General features: G+C 59.6%; 12 protein-coding genes and 1 tRNA gene. 6 read left to right on the top strand and 7 right to left on the bottom strand.

The features are described from left to right. Nucleotides 1-8: 8 nt before the first annotated feature. Nucleotides 9-101 (top strand) — tRNA-Sec (locus R3E82_04070). Between the two features lie 31 nt (nt 102-132). Here the strand turns inward: R3E82_04070 and R3E82_04065 are convergent. From R3E82_04065 to R3E82_04050, 4 genes are read right to left on the bottom strand one after another with little or no spacing between them, the layout of a single operon-like run. Continuing rightward, the gene (locus R3E82_04065; protein ID MEZ5550043.1) at nt 133-996 is read right to left on the bottom strand and encodes an SDR family NAD(P)-dependent oxidoreductase; all 864 of its coding nucleotides are present in this window, start codon (nt 994-996) and stop codon (nt 133-135) included. A gap of 44 nt (nt 997-1,040) precedes the next feature. Continuing rightward, nucleotides 1,041-2,348 (bottom strand): MFS transporter, encoded by a 1,308-nt coding sequence (locus R3E82_04060; protein MEZ5550042.1) that lies wholly within the window; start codon nt 2,346-2,348, stop codon nt 1,041-1,043. Next, complete coding sequence (locus tag R3E82_04055; GenBank protein ID MEZ5550041.1) at nt 2,348-2,836, bottom strand: DUF3237 domain-containing protein; 489 nt, start codon at nt 2,834-2,836, stop codon at nt 2,348-2,350. Before R3E82_04055 ends, R3E82_04060 begins: the two co-directional genes overlap by 1 nt. A gap of 30 nt (nt 2,837-2,866) precedes the next feature. Then, on the bottom strand, nt 2,867-5,080 hold the full coding sequence (locus tag R3E82_04050) for a TonB-dependent receptor (protein ID MEZ5550040.1): 2,214 nt from the start codon (nt 5,078-5,080) through the stop codon (nt 2,867-2,869). A 361-nt stretch (nt 5,081-5,441) separates the two neighbouring features. On the opposite strand from R3E82_04050, the gene R3E82_04045 reads away from it, so the two are divergent. Next, entirely contained in the window at nt 5,442-6,335 is an 894-nt protein-coding gene (locus R3E82_04045) for a transglutaminase family protein (GenBank protein ID MEZ5550039.1), read from the top strand. Nucleotides 6,336-6,528: 193 nt separating this feature from the next. Beyond that, nucleotides 6,529-7,176 carry a glutathione S-transferase family protein gene (locus R3E82_04040; GenBank protein MEZ5550038.1) on the top strand — a complete coding sequence of 216 codons (648 nt, stop codon included), beginning with the start codon at nt 6,529-6,531 and terminating at the stop codon, nt 7,174-7,176. Between the two features lie 158 nt (nt 7,177-7,334). On the opposite strand, the gene R3E82_04035 is transcribed toward R3E82_04040, so the two are convergent. Further along, the gene (locus R3E82_04035) at nt 7,335-7,898 is read right to left on the bottom strand and encodes a hypothetical protein (GenBank protein MEZ5550037.1); all 564 of its coding nucleotides are present in this window, start codon (nt 7,896-7,898) and stop codon (nt 7,335-7,337) included. 386 nt (nt 7,899-8,284) lie between these two features. Between R3E82_04035 and R3E82_04030 the strand changes: the two genes are divergently transcribed. The 3 genes from R3E82_04030 (at nt 8,285) to R3E82_04020 (ending at nt 13,955) form a co-directional block, all read left to right on the top strand. Further along, nucleotides 8,285-8,662 (top strand): hypothetical protein, encoded by a 378-nt coding sequence (locus R3E82_04030; GenBank protein ID MEZ5550036.1) that lies wholly within the window; start codon nt 8,285-8,287, stop codon nt 8,660-8,662. A 207-nt stretch (nt 8,663-8,869) separates the two neighbouring features. Next, a complete protein-coding gene (locus R3E82_04025) occupies nt 8,870-11,914 on the top strand; it encodes a TonB-dependent receptor (GenBank protein MEZ5550035.1) in 3,045 nt (1,014 codons plus the stop codon). A gap of 76 nt (nt 11,915-11,990) precedes the next feature. After that, nucleotides 11,991-13,955: a winged helix-turn-helix domain-containing protein gene (locus tag R3E82_04020; GenBank protein MEZ5550034.1), complete on the top strand. Its 1,965-nt coding sequence runs from the start codon at nt 11,991-11,993 to the stop codon at nt 13,953-13,955. A gap of 99 nt (nt 13,956-14,054) precedes the next feature. Here the strand turns inward: R3E82_04020 and R3E82_04015 are convergent, their stop codons facing one another. Then, on the bottom strand, nt 14,055-15,263 hold the full coding sequence (locus R3E82_04015) for an MFS transporter (GenBank protein ID MEZ5550033.1): 1,209 nt from the start codon (nt 15,261-15,263) through the stop codon (nt 14,055-14,057). A gap of 690 nt (nt 15,264-15,953) precedes the next feature. Further along, nucleotides 15,954-16,370 carry a hypothetical protein gene (locus R3E82_04010; GenBank protein ID MEZ5550032.1) on the bottom strand — a complete coding sequence of 139 codons (417 nt, stop codon included), beginning with the start codon at nt 16,368-16,370 and terminating at the stop codon, nt 15,954-15,956. Between the last annotated feature and the right edge of the window lie 156 nt (nt 16,371-16,526).

The raw sequence follows: 16,526 nt of genomic DNA, 5'->3' as shown, positions 1-16,526 counted from the left end.
TCGCCCGCGGAAGAGCATCGTCCCCGGTGGGGCGCGCGGCCTTCAAAGCCGTTGAGGTGCGAGTACGTGCCTGGTGGGTTCGACTCCTACCTCTTCCGCCAGAATCTCCTGCTGATCGCCTGTGGGGACGTGTCAGTCTGAGGTCTCCGAACCGGGAGCGCCCGATGTGACCAGTGCACCCGAGCGGGCTGCCCACTCGAAGTCCGAGAGCATCTTCTCGTGACGCCGCTCCACCAGACTGCGGAAACGTGGGTCGGTGAAGATGAACTGTCGGTTAGCCTGAATGGCTTCGAGCACCAGCCTGCCGACGATGTCGGGATCAAGACCTTTCTTCAGGTCGTCGACCGCAACATTGTCGGCCACCACCGACTCCTGGGTACCGAATCGATCGGGACGGTTGCGGGGAGCTTCGAAAATACGGGTGTTCACACCTCCCGGGCACAGAACGGATGCGCTGAAGCCGCCTGCCCTGCCCTCCTGCCGCAGCACCTCGGTAAGCCCGACTACCGCATACTTTGTCGAGTTGTAGGGTCCCCAGGCCGGCATTCCCCCGAGCAGACCGGCCATCGACGAGGTGTTGACGATGTGTCCGCCCTCTCCCTGGCGTTTGATATGGGGGAGGAAGGCCTGGCAGCCGTGCAGCACACCCAGGAAGTTCACCCCGATCACCCAGTTCCAGTCACCTTCAGTGCATTCCTCCATCAGGCCGCCGCTGGTCACACCGGCGTTGTTACACACAACGTGCACCCGATCGAAGGCTTTGATGGTCGCAGCGGCCGCTGCGAAAACCGACGAACGCTCCGAGACGTCACAGACAACCGTCTCCACCTGGGCACCCTGCCTGCGAAGACTCTCCGCCGCCGTGGTCAGCGCCTGCTGCTCTATGTCGGCCATCATCACGCGCATACCGGCGCTGGTGAATGCGCGGGTCATACCCAAACCGATTCCACTCGCAGCACCTGTGACAAAGGCGACTTTTCCATCCGGTTCGAACATGTGGTGCTCCTGTGGGCGCCGCTGGTGGGGCTGGTCGGTTTCCCCTACTCGATGCAGCGTCGATAGTGCATGAGCCCGGAAGACAACGCCAGAATCGAGCCGATGCCGGCGAATGCGGAGAGCAGGGTCAGCGACATCCCGACCGACTGGGCATCCCGAAATCCGTAGTCAGTGATCAGCGCCACCACCGTAGGGCCGAGACCCAGTCCAACCAGATTGGCGATAAAGAAATAGACGGCTGTCATCTGCCCGCGCAACTCGTTGGGCGTAATCAGCTGCAGTGCCGCACCCGCCACACCACCGTGCAGGCTGGACGTGAAGGTCGCCGCCGCGAGCAGCACGATGGCGATATCCGCGCTGGAAACCCAGGGCATCAGCGCGAAACAGGGTGTCATGGTGACCACAGACAGCAGCACGACACGCAGGTGCGCATCCTTTCGACCGGCCCGCCACCAGCGGTCGGCGAGCTGGCCTCCCGCGAGAAGTCCTCCAGAGCCGCAGATCATGAATATCACACCGTAGGCAGTACCGATCTCGGCCGCCGTCCAGCCATGAACACGAATGAAAAAGGTAGGGATCCAGGCGGTGCAGCCGTAGACGATGATCACGAGCAGAGCGAGACCGCCGAACTGATGCGCAAGTACCCGCCGGCGCAGCCGAAGAAACTGGATCAGCCCGACACCGGAAACTGCCTGTGCCTGCGGCAGCGCCGGACTGCCTGCTTCCCCGGCGCGGCCCCGCCGAGCCGGCTCGTGCAGTGTCATGACCAGCAGCGCCACGAAAATTCCGGGCAAGCCGACCACCAGAAAGGTGAGTTGCCAGGGACGCAGAATTCCGATGAACGGCACATCCACTGGCGGCAGCCCCGCCAGCGTCTCAATCACGAACCCACCGATCAGAAGCGCCAGCCCGGAGCCGATCGGAAGCCCCACCGAGTACAGGGCAATCGCCCGCCCCAGCTGCTCCCTTGGAAACAGGTCACTGATGAGTGAGTAGGCGGCCGGAGAAAGCGCCGCTTCGCCCACACCGACCCCGATGCGGGCGACAAACAGCTGCCAGTAGTTTCTCGCCAGTCCGCATGCGGCGGTCATCAGACACCACACCGCGATCCCGACGGCGATCAGATTACGCCGGTTGTGCCGGTCTGCGATCCGTCCCAGTGGAATGCCCATAAACGTGTAAAAAACAGCGAACGCCATCCCCACCAGCAGGCTGATCTGCGTATCCGAAATACCCAGATCCTGCTGAATCGGAGGGATCAGCAGGCTCAGGATCGTGCGATCTATAAAGGAAATCGTGTATGCCGCCATCAGCACACCGAGAGTGCCCCAGGCGCGGACTGAAGCGGGCATCACTCCACCTGATACACGCGATACTGGACTCCATTCGCGGTACGTCGGCCGACGCCAAGCGCGACGATTTCATTCAACCAGCCATAACGCTCTGCAGCACACTCGAACATCGGTGCTATTCGGAAGTAGTAGGCGGAGGTCGAAAGGGTCGCCACACCCAGAGGATCTCTGAATGCCTCAACCGAGGCGGCGGGCACCACCAGTCGCCCTGTGTAGGTCACGTAAATGAGCGCACCATCGTCCGTCTGCCACAGAGAGCGGACGTCCAGCGCCGTGGCAATGCCGCCATCCGCTGACCGCCCCCCCTCGGACCAGTCAGCACCACTGCGTCGTACCACACCGGCCAGACGCGGGCCTTCAAAGCGCCCCCCCGCGATGTCGCTGACCCGCCTGTTGCGCCAGGGGGACACACCAATGGCAAGAGGCGCGCTCGAATCCAGTTCGATCGACACCTCACACAGAAACCGTGTACCGGGTCCGTTGTTCATGCTCTGTGTCCCCTGCCCCGGATGTTCGCGCTACATGCGGAAGCGTACTGTTGCGCCATAGGTTCTCGGTGGCTGATACACATTGAGCTGCTGCTGGAACGGCGCGAAGGCTACGATGTGTGTCTTGATGAGTTCGTCATCGAGGTTTTTGCCCCAGAAGGCCAGTTCCCAGTTGTCGTCATGCGCGCGCAGTGCGAGACGTGCATCAATGACGTCATAGGCTTTCTGCACTTCAAGCGGTGTGTTCGATGCTTCGAAAAAGATTTCGCTCTGGTGCGCCCAGTCCACCCTGGCCACGACTGTACCCAGGTCTCCGATCGACCATTCATACTGCGCACCGAGGTTATATTTATTCTCTGGAGCCCGCGGCAGTGTGTTCCCGGAGTTGTCGGCGGTGGCACCGCTGGCAAACGAATCAAACTCGGCGTCGAGCCAGCTGTAACTCGCGTTGATGTCGAGTCCCGGTATGGGCCGATAGACAACTTCGATTTCAACACCTTTGATTTCTGCAGTCGCGGCATTGCCGATCACCACACAGCACAGCGGTACCAGCTGAGATACCTGAAGGTCTTCATAGTCGATGTAAAAGGCGGCGACATTTACCCGCAGGCTGTCTTCGAGCCACTGGGTCTTGGTGCCGATCTCGTAACTCCAGGCGAATTCGGGATCGTAGGGTGTTGCAGCACTGGCGGCGGTGCCCGCCGTACCCTGATAGCCACCACTTTTGAATCCTCTGGAGGCACTGGCATAGGCCATCACATCGTCGGTAAACCGATAGCTCGCCGCGAATCTGGGGGTAAAGGCGTCCCAGCTCTTGTCGTCGCTGACGGAATATTCCTCTGCCAGCGGCGGCGGCAATCCCGGGCCGCTGATCAGTACACCGGCCAGATCAGCATCCTTCTTCTCCCAGGTCATCCGGGCACCGGCGCTGAGGGTCAGCTTCTCAGTAAGGTCGTAGTTGAGCTGCCCGAAGATCGCATAGCTCGAGGCATCCACATCCTGGGGAAACGATCCGGTACCGCTGACTACGGATACCGGAAAGGTCTGCACAAGGATTTCATCGCGCCTGTTGTGCTCAGACAGATAGTAGAGTCCGGCCACACCACGCAGTCGTTCGTCCATGGCATCGAAACTCAAACGGAATTCCTGGCTGAACTGATCGATGTCTTCCTTGTTTTCATTGTACGACTCGATCTGGGCTGGCGGATTGATGGGATTACTGAAGAACGGATCGGCGTGGGAATAATCTGCCGTTCGATAGGCGGTGACGGAGGTGAAAGTGCCCCATCGGGTCTCGTAGTCGATATTGGCGCTGATTCCCGTCACATCCCGATCGAGGTAACCATCATCAAACGCATTGACCCGCCGGGTCTTCGGATTGACTCCGACACAATGCACACCACCCTGGAAGCTTGAATCGCAGACATTATCGCGGGGCTGACCGCGCTGATCCTGATTGAGATGGTCCAGGGTAACCACAATGTCGAGTTCGTCGCTGGGCATGTAGCGGAACGAGAGCCGTCCAGCCGCCAGTTTTTCGTCGTCGACGTGATTGCCGGTTGTCTCGTTGTAGGTATATCCGTCCCGCTGCCGGGAACTCACTGCACCTGAAACGGAAAAACTGCTGTTGAACTGTCGATTGAAGCGGCCGAGCAGTTCAATTCGATCGTAGTTACCGAAAGAACCGGCCATTTCGACAAAATCGTCGTCGAACGCGGGCTTGCGGGTTGTCAGGTTGACTGCACCACCGACCACGTTCTTGCCGAAGAGTGTGCCCTGGGGGCCGCGCAGCACCTCCACCCTCTGCAGATCATAGAGATCGAGCGGCGCGGCACCACCACGACCGATGTACACGCCGTCCACGAACAGGGCGACCGACGCATCTCCCCCTGCGTTGGAGTTGATGCCTTCGGTTCCAATGCCCCGGATGCTCAGGTTGGGCTCTCCCGGATTCACCTCGGTGGCGGTGAAGCTCGGCGTGCGCTGAGCGATATCCACCATCGAATTCATGCGGTTCACCCAGAGCTCCTCTTCGCTGTAGGCGCTGACGGCGATGGGCACATCCTGCAGATTTTCTTCCACCCGCTGGGCCGTGACGACGATATCTTCGATGGTCGTGTTTGTCGCCCGCTGTGCGGCCATCTCTGCGGCATTCGCGGTAACTGCGGCGAAGGGACCACCCAACAGCAACGCAGCGGTAATGGTAAACAGGTCGGATCGACCTGACATGAGGTATTCAGGCATGGCTCTCTCCCCGGAAAGACAAGGCTGTTTTCAGACGCGCATCGCTGTACCAGAAGACCTGTACTTGGTTCGCGATCTGCGCAGCGTTCACAAAACTACCTAGTATGCTAAGGATTAGCAACCGGTTGAATAAATCGCACAATGAGTATTTCCGATCCGAATATGCGCGGGCTCTTTACACAATCTGCAGGGTCGGTCTGAGACTCATTGCAGCCGCGGGGAACAGGATCAACCGGCCACGGGCCATGGGAGGAGCCGCTTGCAACTGCCGGAATGCGGGTTCGACGATCTCCAGCGCCCTGGGGCCCACGGCGCAGATTCAGCGTATGCTGGTACCCTTTATTGCCATCAGCACAAATTATTGATCCGCATCGATCTGCAGATATCCCTGCAATACCGGATTTCCGACCCGGGAGCCGATTTTCTGTTCAATGTGCATGCCGCACACACCCGGCGTCAGGTTGTGTCCACAGAGCACCTGAATCTGAACCCCGCGATTCAGCCACAGTTCTACACGGATCCGATCACCAGCAATCGCTGCATGCGTCTCCATGCACCGCCGGGTGACCTCAGACTCGACTATTCCGCGATCGTGGAACTCGACCATCGCCGGGTCGATCCGGGCACGCTGACCGAAATCTCTATCAGCAATCTCCCGACTGGCGTGATCGAGTACCTCTACCCGAGCCGCTACTGCCAGTCTGACCGGCTGTTTAAGTTCGCCAGCAATGAATTCGGCAGGCTCAATCAGGGCTACGATCGCATTCAGGCCATCCGTGACTGGGTGAACCGGCACGTCGCCTTCACTCCAAATACGACAAACTCGAATACTTCCGCCATTGATACCCTGGTAGAGCGCGTGGGTGTCTGTCGAGATTTCGCTCATCTGATGATCGCGTTGTGCCGGGCAGTCAATGTGCCCGCGCGATTCGTAACGGGTACCGATTTCGGCGCGGATCCCAGTCTGGGTCCACCGGATTTCCACGCCTATGTCGAAGTCTTTCTGGGCGATGGCTGGTATATCTTCGACCCATCGGGCCTTGCCATTCCCATGGGGCTGGTGCGCATCGGCACCGGCCGGGACGCTGCGGACGTCGCCTTCGCAACCATTTTCGGTGACATCCAGCCCTTCGCTCCGATGATCGGATGTTCCGCGGTTCTGGATCAGTCGCAGGGCTGGCTGGCTCCGGAGCATTGCAGGGAAGCACTGTCGACGGACAGTGACCCGCCTCCGGTGTCGTTGCCGGGCGGCTGATACCGGTGACGGTGAGCGTTGCGTCAAAAAAACGCGGTGCAATCCGATCCCAGTAGCACATGCGCTGGTGCTGGCAGGTTCGAAAAGCATCGCCGCGAACTCTGACGGGCCTGGGCAGGATAGATGCCGACACGATCTGTTGGACCGAGGGAGCTGCTATGCTCGGCTGACAAGGCGCACCCTGGAGGAGACCATGATCAGACTTTACGGCGTTCCCCTTTCTCCCTTCGCCCGCAAAGCGATGCTGGCACTGGAATTCTTCGAACTCGAGTATGAGAACGTTCCGACCTTTCCGGGTGATCAGTCACCGGAATTCCGTGCGATCAGTCCACTCGGCAAGATCCCGGTGCTGGACCACGACGGCTTCACCATCCCGGACACCAGCGTAATCTGCCGCTATCTCGACCGGATCGTACCCGGCAGGAGTCTGTATCCCGAGGACCCCAGGGAGGAAGCCCGGGCCTGCTGGATAGAAGAATATGCGGACAGCCGCCTGATCGAGAACTGCGCGGGCATCTTTCAGGAGCGCCTGCTGAAACCGAAGATGATGAAGCAGCCAGCCGACGAAGCCCGCCTGGCGAACATTCTCGACAACGCACTGCCTCAATGTCTGGCATACGTGGAGTCTCTGGTGCCGGAGTCCGGGTATCTGGTGGGTTCGAGCCTGAGCATCGCCGATCTGTCCCTTGTGACCTGTTTCGTTCAGGCCCAGTACGGCGATTTCGATGTGGACGGTGGTCAGTATCCGCGCTTGCGCCGGTATCTGGACCAGGCCTACGCGGCACCGCTGCTGGTGAATCGCCTGAAATCGGAAAAAAACAACCTCCCGCCCGGGCTGTAGCCGCAACTGCGCGGGTCCTGAGGACGGGATGGCGGACGCGAACTGTGACCACCGTCGAAGCGCTCAGTGGATAGGACACCCAGCAGTGTGCGCCAGCGCCTCATGACGTTTGCGATCAAGTCCCGCGGCGTCGCCCTGGCCAACCGCGACAGCCGGATTCAGTCCGTATATCTGATCGCATCGAAATAGAGCCGCACCTTCTCACCTTTGTTGGTTGTCGTTGCCGGAGCGCCAAGGATTAACGGAGCTTCGAATTTCATGCGGTCTGCAATGGTCACAATGAGTGCATCCGCACCAATTTCCTGAGCCTGCTCCCTGTAACGCTCTTCAAAGCGCTGCTCTATAAAGCGAATTGAGAGAGGGCGGAAGCCATATTCCGGAGACGAGAGTTGCTTCTGAAACAGCGGGCCGATATCAGAATCCAATACCACACCTGTTCCGGTGTTTTCATTCCAGGCGTCATACACCGTGCCAATGGTGACATAGGGCCGCTGAACGGCGCTCCTGTCCAGAATCAGTGTGACTGTCTCAGCTGGCGGGAAGGTTCCGTTGGTGCCTTTCTCACCCATGACCTGTCCAAGGCAGAGGGGTTCTGATCTGATCAGCCGCTGGTAACAGCACTGATTCAGACTGAGTCCTCTGCGATCGATCTCACTGTTGAACACCGGATATTTCTCTGCGCTGTTCCACGAAATGCGATCGCATATCTGCTTGTCACTCATCTCAGCGGCTTCGTCGGGAGTCAGTTTTGCGAGCTTACTGATCGGGCTTACGCAGGCACTGAGGAAACAGAGCAGGAGCAGCAAGGATAATGGCCGTCTGGCTGTCATAGGGGGTTCCTCTGCTGGAGCAGTCTCTTCGAATTATTGCCGGTACCACTGACCCTGGCAATCTTACAGACAATCAGGGCGTTGCTGCTGTTCAGCTATAAGAATCCGCCGCCATATCGCCTCCAGTTCGGACTGCTTCGGTCAGGGGGCAACTGATCCGGTGAGTGACATCCTTATATAAACAGAATGAATTCTTCAGACGAAACAGAGCCCGGGTAAAGGACCGCGATAACCGGAGCGATCTATATTCATCCTCCACTCATCGAGGGAGGACAGTGATGCAACGAATTTCCGCATACTGCACATTGCTTGCGCTGCCACTGCTGGTCGCCAGTCCCGGCTGCACAATCCGCGATGCTTCCGCGCCACCGCTGCTCGTCGCTTCCCATCAGGCGGTCGGCATCTCGAAAAGAGAACGCGGCTATTTCGCCTGTGTTACCGCACTGCATCAGGCCCATGCCCCGCGTGACGATTTCCGCCTGAAAGGCAGCTACCAGTCGAAGGTGGATGAGGACAACGGGGAGCGGTTTTACCGAATTGGTGCGTTCCGGATGGAGAACGGAGTACGAAAGCAGGTTGACTTTGAGTGTACAACAAGCCCTTCATTCAGCCCCAGAATCCTTTCGCTCTATCGTGTGTCCAGTCTGGACACCTAGAACAGAAACAGGCGGATTCCACATCGGGTAAGCCATGATGCGGCCGGTCTGCGGCTGTTTTAGCTGCCCGTGGGTCAATCTTCAGGCAAACCGCAGGCAATCTTCAGACGGACCAAAAGTCCTTCCTGACTGACGGTATCTACGCTCACTCCCACCGCCGCCGGGGCCCAGAGCCCGTTGCCGGCCCACAAGGGGAGGAGAGAACCCATGTTTCGTTGCGATGCAGGATTCCGTTCGTCCGCAGCTTTGTGGCTGCTCATTCTCGGTGTCTGCCACGCTCTCAATGGTCAGGCGGAGGAGCGCCTGATAGAAGAAGTCATCGTCACCGCACAGCGATCTGCCGAAAGTATTCAGGACGTGCCTATCGCCGTTACGGCACTGTCGGGCCAGATGCTCGAAGAAAAGCAGGTCATCAACCCCTCCGATCTTCAGCTCAATGCGCCCAACGTAAGCTTTACGGCGACCAATTTCGGTAACTCCAGTTTCAGCATCAGGGGAATCGGCCGACTGGTGATCGCAGCCTCGGGAGAAGCCGGCGTTTCGACCCACATCAACGAGATACCTATCTCCAGCAACCTGAACGCCATAGAGTTTTTCGACATGGAGCGGGTTGAGGTTCTGCGCGGCCCCCAGGGCACGCTTTTCGGTCGTAACGCGACGGGCGGTGCCATCAACTTCATCACCAGACGCCCCGACATGGATAGCGTGAACGGATTCATCGATGGGGAGTTCGGCGACTATTCCCACAGGCGACTCAAGGGAGCCATCAATCTGCCGGTAAACGATTCACTCGCTTTTCGGCTCGCCGGTATGACTCTGCAGCGGGATGGCTATGTCGACAACCTGGCCAACAAACAGCGCGACAGCAGTGGTGCCCGGCTGCCCGGAATCGATGGCGATGTCGACGGACGGGACCTCTGGTCGATTCGCCTCACCGGTGAGTGGGCGATGACCGAGCAGGCCAATCTCTGGGCCCTTTACACGCACTTCGACGAGGATGACGACCGGGCGCGCATCACCAACCAGGTCTGCGTGACCAACCCGCTGCCAACGACAGGCTGTCAACCCAATGCATTCGGCTTCGAGCAGCCGCACCTGGGCTCCACTACTGGCGGTATCTTCGGTGGCACGGCCGGTGCGCTGCCTCTGGGTGTGCGCGGCGACGAAAGCAGTCTGCCCGGACTCAACTACGACTATCCGAGACCGGCCGGTATGGGCTTTCGCGACATGCACACAGACCTCGAGCCGGTTTTCGAACAGGAAGAAGACATATTCGCCGCGGGATTCGACTATGAGTTCGAGCATTTCGATCTCGGCATTCTGGGTGCTTATCAGGAAACCGAGTACCTTTCCCGTCAGGACTACCAGATGAACGTGGGACCGACCTTAAATCCCACGGCTCAGAATCCGACGGGTCTATGGCCTACTTCGGAGCCCGCCGGGCGGGCGGGCGATGACTGGCGTGCGGGTCCCTGCAATCTCAATGATGGTACCGCCGGTGTAGAAGGCGGCTGCGTGCTGCCGGTCGATCAGTCGCGTATTTTTGCCTACGACCAGGCCGATGCCAGGTCCGAATACTGGACGCTGGAGGTGAAAGCCGCATCCCGCCTTGATGGACCATTTAACTTCATCTTCGGTGCAAACGCTTACGATGCCGAGTCCTATGGCGACTACTATGTTCTCGCCAACACTCTGGATCTGGTTACCGACTACGGTTCGGCGGCACTGGCTGCGCCCCCTCTCTATCCCGGTTTTTTCAACAACACCACTGACCCGGGTGGCGGCACCCTGCAGGATGGCTGGGCGGTTTTCGGTGAGACTTACTTCGACTTCACCGACACGGTAAAACTCACGGTTGGACTGCGTTACAACGAGGACAACAAGGAGACCAGGGATTCCAGCGTGCTCTACAACGCCGTGGACATCGCCGGGCTGGTCGGTGGCGCGCTCGGGCCGGGGCCTTTCTGGACACGAACAACGGGTTTTCTGTTCGGTAACGATGCGGATGTTGCGCTGGGTAACCTGTACGCCCCGGATCTGGTGTCTGCCGCAACCGGTACCGCACCCTTGAGTCCGCAACGCCTGGCTGTTTCCGCCGCTGTGCCGCTGGTCCCCCAGTTCGGAGAAACGCGGACCCTGACAGGCAGTCCCAGCAAGGCGAGCTGGACAGAGGTCAGTGGCCGGATCGGCATCGACTGGCAGGTGACCGATGATTCCATGGTGTACGCTTTTTTCAGTCGCGGTTACAAGCCAGGTGGATTCAATCCCGCGATTCCGCCCGCCTTCCAGGGAACTTCCGCCTTCACATTCGATTCCGAGGAGGTGGACGCCTTCGAGATCGGCACCAAGAACACCTTTCTCGATGGCGGACTGGTGTTGAACGGCTCTCTGTTCTACTACGACTACGGCGGGCTCCAGGTGACCCGTATCGCCAACAACTCCTCGATCAACGACAACATCGATTCGAAGATCATGGGTCTCGAGCTGGAAACGGTTTGGCGCCCCGAAGCGCTGCCTGGACTCGCGATCGATGCCGCCTATTCCTGGCTGGATACCGAGGTCGATGGCTCGGCATCGGTGGACCCGGTAAACCGCACCGCCGGTAATCCGGAATGGATTCTGCTGGAGAACATCGACCCGGGATCGCTTACAGCGGTGAACTACATCGCCCGGGAGGGTCAGATCACCCAGGCTCTGGTCAATGGGGCGCTGTTTCCCGCTGCGGGTCCACCCGCAGCTTTGAGCGATGCGAATGGCACGACAGCGCCTGGAGTGACTTACCCGGTGAATTCCGGAGGGGTCGCCATACCCGCCTACTTCTCGCGCGCCTACCTGCAAGGCAACGGCGTAGCGACCTCCGATGGACTGACAACGGATCTGGACGGCAACCAGTTACCGAACTCTCCCGAACACACCATCCATCTGGGGATTGCCTACACCTGGGCACTGGACGCGCTGCTCGGTTCACTCACCGCAAGGTGGGACTATTACTGGCAGGATGATTCCTACGCAAGGGAATTCAATACGGTGGGCGACGAAATTGATTCCTGGGATCAGCACAATGCTTCGCTGATCTATGAAAGCAACAACGGTCAGTGGATGGTGAGAGCCTGGGTCCGCAACATCGAAGACGAAGACAACATCACAGGCAAGTACCTGACTTCCGACACCTCAGGCTTCTTCCGCAACTACTTCCTGACCGAACCCAGGATCTATGGCGCGTCGGTACGGTACAGTTTTGAGCGCCAGTGAGCGCGCTGTGGAGTGGCTGGCACACCCCGGGGAGCTGTGGAGTATAGTAAACCCACGGCAGCCCGGGAGAGCTGTGTTGCGGGAAGATGCAGAGACCATTCGGTTCGGTGACTGGGAGATCGACCCGGAACTGAATCTGATCACGCGCCCGGGGGAGGAACACAAACTCGAGCGCAAGGCCATCGACGTGCTCATGTATCTGCTGGAGAAGAAGGGCCACGTCGTTTCCACCAGTGAAATCCTCGATTATGTGTGGGCAAAACAGGTGGTGGAAGAAGGAGCCGTCCACCAGCGCATCTCCCAGCTCCGCAAGGCGATGGGCGACGACTCCCGCCATCCGAAGTACATCGAAAGCATCCCCAGGCGCGGGTATCGGGCGATGGCCGAGGTCATCACCGCAAACGGTGAAGGACTGAACTCACCCCGACAGCAACGGGTGCGGCCCTGGATGCTGTGGAGCGCGATCGGTGTCACAGGGGCTGGTATCGGTCTGTCCCTGCTGCTGAGTGGTGCCACCGACGCACCATCTGCCTTACCCGCTGAATCAACCCAATCCAGTGCCGTAACCATCGCTCGATTCGCCGTGCGGCCACTCGTCGATGTCAGCGGTGACCAGCAGCTGGGTGCGATGGCCAGCGCGATGACCCAGGAACTGAGGCATCAGCTTTCCCGCTACGAGCTTGGAATCTGGCCCGACTGGACTGTAAAGGTCGCCCCTCCTCTGGCCACTGTGGGTGATTTCGCGGAGAGTGCTGCGGACTCCATCGACTACCTGATCGAAGGGACTCTGAATCGCGGCGTTGATGGACCGCTGCTCAAAGTCGAGTTCACAGATGTCAAAGCCGGTGATCTGCTCTGGGCAACAACGTTCCGAAGCAGTGAGTCCGTTTTCGCCTCCCCGGACCGGCTTGCCAGTCAGGCAGCTCGCCTTGCCGTCTGGTTCACCTATGCGATCGGACCCTCAGGCTGGGCGCCGAAAAACCGCTTGGCTCATGCAGCGTTCGTCGAATTTCTGAAACTGGATGGTGGAGATCAGCTCGACGACGTAAACTTCTGGTGGCAGCGCACCCTGGAACTCGATCCTGATTGGCGCCAGGGCTGGGATGGGATGGCCTGGGGGTGGCTCGGGATCGCTAAACTCCGTCGCGACCCCACCTACTTCCAGCGTGCCAGGGATGCCTACGAGCGCAGCGGACTCTCCACCTTTCTGCCGATCGAGATGAAAGCCTACGTGGACGGGGAACTGTCGGAAGCTGAAATCGAGGCCCGCGAATTTACGATTCGTGACGACATGGCCTACGGCTACGCCTGGCTGATGCTGCATTCCGGCCTGTACCCTGAGGGAGAACGCTTTTTTCGCTGGTTCAACGAGCAGATGCCTCATCATTCCGGCGGTCTGCGGGTGATGGAAATGACGAGTGTGCTGCGCGATGACGCCCTCGGTGCCATAGAAGCCAGCCGGGCTCTGGCCGGCGCCACCGCAGATCCTGTGCACGTGCTGTGGGGCGCGGCCTGGGGACTGCCCCGCCTTGGGCGGCTGGCAGAAGCCCAGGCACTTTACGACGACGTCTACCAGCTGACTGAGCGGCAGCCACGGGATTCGCTTACCGCAATCAGAAACCACCAGTTTCTGGCCACCCTCGCTTTCGAAATCGCGATCGCGCAAGGGGATATCCCCGGGGCGCGCGAAGCAGCGGAGCGATTCGCTGAAATGGGCAGCTATACACAGGCCGGAATTAAATTCCTGCGCCTCGGCGATCCGCGTGCCGAAAGGTTTCTGCAACTGGCGGCGGCGGAGCATGCGCCATACATTCGTGGAGACTGGCTCTGGTACGCAGCCTTCACGCCCCCGGAGCTGCGCTCGCACCCCTGGTTCGTGGCACTGCAGGACGCGCTCGGCTACACACAGGAGTGGAAAGAAGAGCTGTGCAGGCGCGCTGCGACCATGCCTGCGGAGGTGCACGTTACCTGTGACCCGCGGCAGTTCACAACTTCAGACAACCCGCAGCCCTCCACCTCTCCTCTGCAAGCCGGACTCTGATCTGTTTGAACGTCTGGTCAGTCAACAACCCGCCCACCGCCCAATCACCAGAGCAATATCAGGCTTCTGTCAGCTCCACAGCAGGTCGCCGTCGCGCGCTCACCAGACCACTCGCCCTGTCCGATTGCGCCGGTCCAGCATGCGGGCTGGCCCGGTGGCGAGCATCATGCTCACAGCAATCGCGGCGATTGCAAACATCAGTACCCGCTCGAATTGATTCTCGCCAACCAGAAAACCCGCAATCGTCGGTCCTGCCGCCAAACCCAGATTTCCTGCGAATCCGGCGGCGGTCCCCATCCTCCCTGAGTTGTCCATCTCAGAGGCGATGCCCATGAGATACGGGAAGGAGATGCTGAAGAAGATCCCGAAGCCGATGTTGGCGAGCAGGTACGACAGGGGTATGGGCAGCAACAGCAGCGCGATCGAGCACACCATCAGCGCTCCGCTGATGAGGAAAGGCACAAGGCGGCCGCTGCGCGTCGACCACCAGGTAACGAACAGGGCTGCGGGTCCGCCGATCCACAGCGAAGCCGCCACCGCTGTGCCCGTAAAGCCCGCATTGAACTCATAGTGGAATCCCAGTTCGATAACGTAAGCAAAGGCGGCCATTTCGCCGCACTGGTAGATGAACAAGGCGATCATGGCGAAGAGGATGCAGGCGAACGGCGCCGTATGCTCCGTCGCCACGCTTCCGTCCTGTCTAGTTTCCACCGGATAGGGGCCGAGCAGCGGCAGGAGCAGCAGGCTCAGCAGGGAGAACGCCGCCAGGGACAACCACACGATGTACGTGCCAGGGCTCGCCAGCAACGGAGCCAGAAGCAGCGTGAAGGCGCCGCCGGTGATGAGTTGCAGCATGATGAAAAGAGCGACCGTGCGCTCAGGATTGACCATCCGCGCAATCACTGACATGGCCACCCCGATGAGAATGCCGCCGGCGAGTCCATGGGCGAATCGCAGCACATAGAGCTGCATTGGCGCACTCACAGTGGCGGAGATCAGGTCGAGCACTATCAGCACGACGAGCAGCCCTGCTGACGCGCGGCGCCAGTTCAGCCGGTGCACGAAAAAAATGATGCACAGACCACCAAGCGCTGTACCGAGCATGTTGCAGGAGAATACATAGCCCGCCTGCGCACGATCCAACGCGCCACTCTGTGCGAGTCCGGTGACGATCACGGGGCTCAATGACGCGTACAGGATCCCGGCACTCTCCAGGATCGATAGCACCAGTCGCGCGGGGATTCCAAAAGGAGCGAGGTGGCCAGACGGTTGCGTGGGGTGCAATGCGTATTCGTCGCGTGCAGTCATCTGCGCGCCTGGTTGCCCGGGTTTCGAAGGCTAGCATGACAACCGAGTCCTGTATCGAGGCATCGATATGAAAGCTGACTGTCGTTTTGCCTGATCACCAGAGAAACATCAGGGTTTCGTCAGTTCCACAGAAGAACGCAGGCGCCCGTTCCCCCCGAACAATCTCCCATTCCAAGTTATGCGTCCGAGTAATGCGCCACCATTCGCGACGCTATAGATCTTGAGTTGCGCATAGCGGAGTTCCTTAAGGGCAATTAGTGGGAGCAGCGGGATGCGAAAGATTCAACTGTGGATATCTCCGGGTTTCTTGGTCGTCGGAGCAGGGTTTGGGATGACCGCCCGGGCGGACGACCCCGGATCCCTGGAAGTGCGAGCAAGCCGGTCCGGCGATAGCAGAACGGTGATCTGCTGTACGTACGTATGGCCAGTTCACCGCCCGGCACGCTGCGCTTCAGCTTTCTGGACAACTCTTTCACCATCGAAATCCATTTTGATGTACACGCCGGTACGGGCCGGTTCGAAGGCGCCACCGGACAGATCGAGACGAAAGGCGGCGGGTTGGACTTCGGTACCGGTTCCAGCAGCCAGTACGGGACCAACAGAGGCGTCATCTACGGTGAAAACATCCGCCGTCGGGATAACTCGGAAAAGGACGATCGAGAACCGATCACCTGCTGCAGGTCCACCGGCTCATTCGTAGTCCGCGGGATTGCAGCTGATGTGACTGTCCGCAGGAAAGGTGGCGCCCCGCTCGATCAGCACCTCAGCCTCCTCGATCCGACCCGTTCTCGGCAGGACCCAGGTGAAGGGCCACATCACATTGAATGAATCCGGCGGAGTCAGCCGCATTCCGGCCCGCACCGCGGCGATGGTGCCTTCGATGTTACGCTGACTGCCACGCCCACCGGCGAGATCGATCCAGCCAGGGATGTCGTGAGGCTCCGGGCCTTCGAGGTAGAAGCGGAAATAGTGCTCCACCTCCCTGTGCAATCCCGCATCACCCATCAGACGCGCGTATAACCAGTCGAGCCGGTTGCTGCGGAAAATCTCTTCGGTGACGGGAAGATCCCCTTCCCAGTAACACTGCAGGTATCCCTCGGCTGCCATGCCCGATATCTCACACCGGGCCGTTTTCAGGGAATTTTCTGCTGTGATCCGGGCTGCAGAACCATGAGAGTTTTGAGCGACAGGCTTCCGCCTCCCATTCCCGAACCCGCTGCCTAATGCTGCGCCCGCCCGAGCGCCTCTGAATTCACCTTCCCT

This window comes from Pseudomonadales bacterium (assembly GCA_041395945.1).
GTDB lineage: Bacteria > Pseudomonadota > Gammaproteobacteria > Pseudomonadales > Azotimanducaceae > SZUA-309.
The sequence above is the reverse complement of the archived record's forward strand: the minus strand, read 5'-3'. Positions and strand labels throughout refer to the sequence as shown.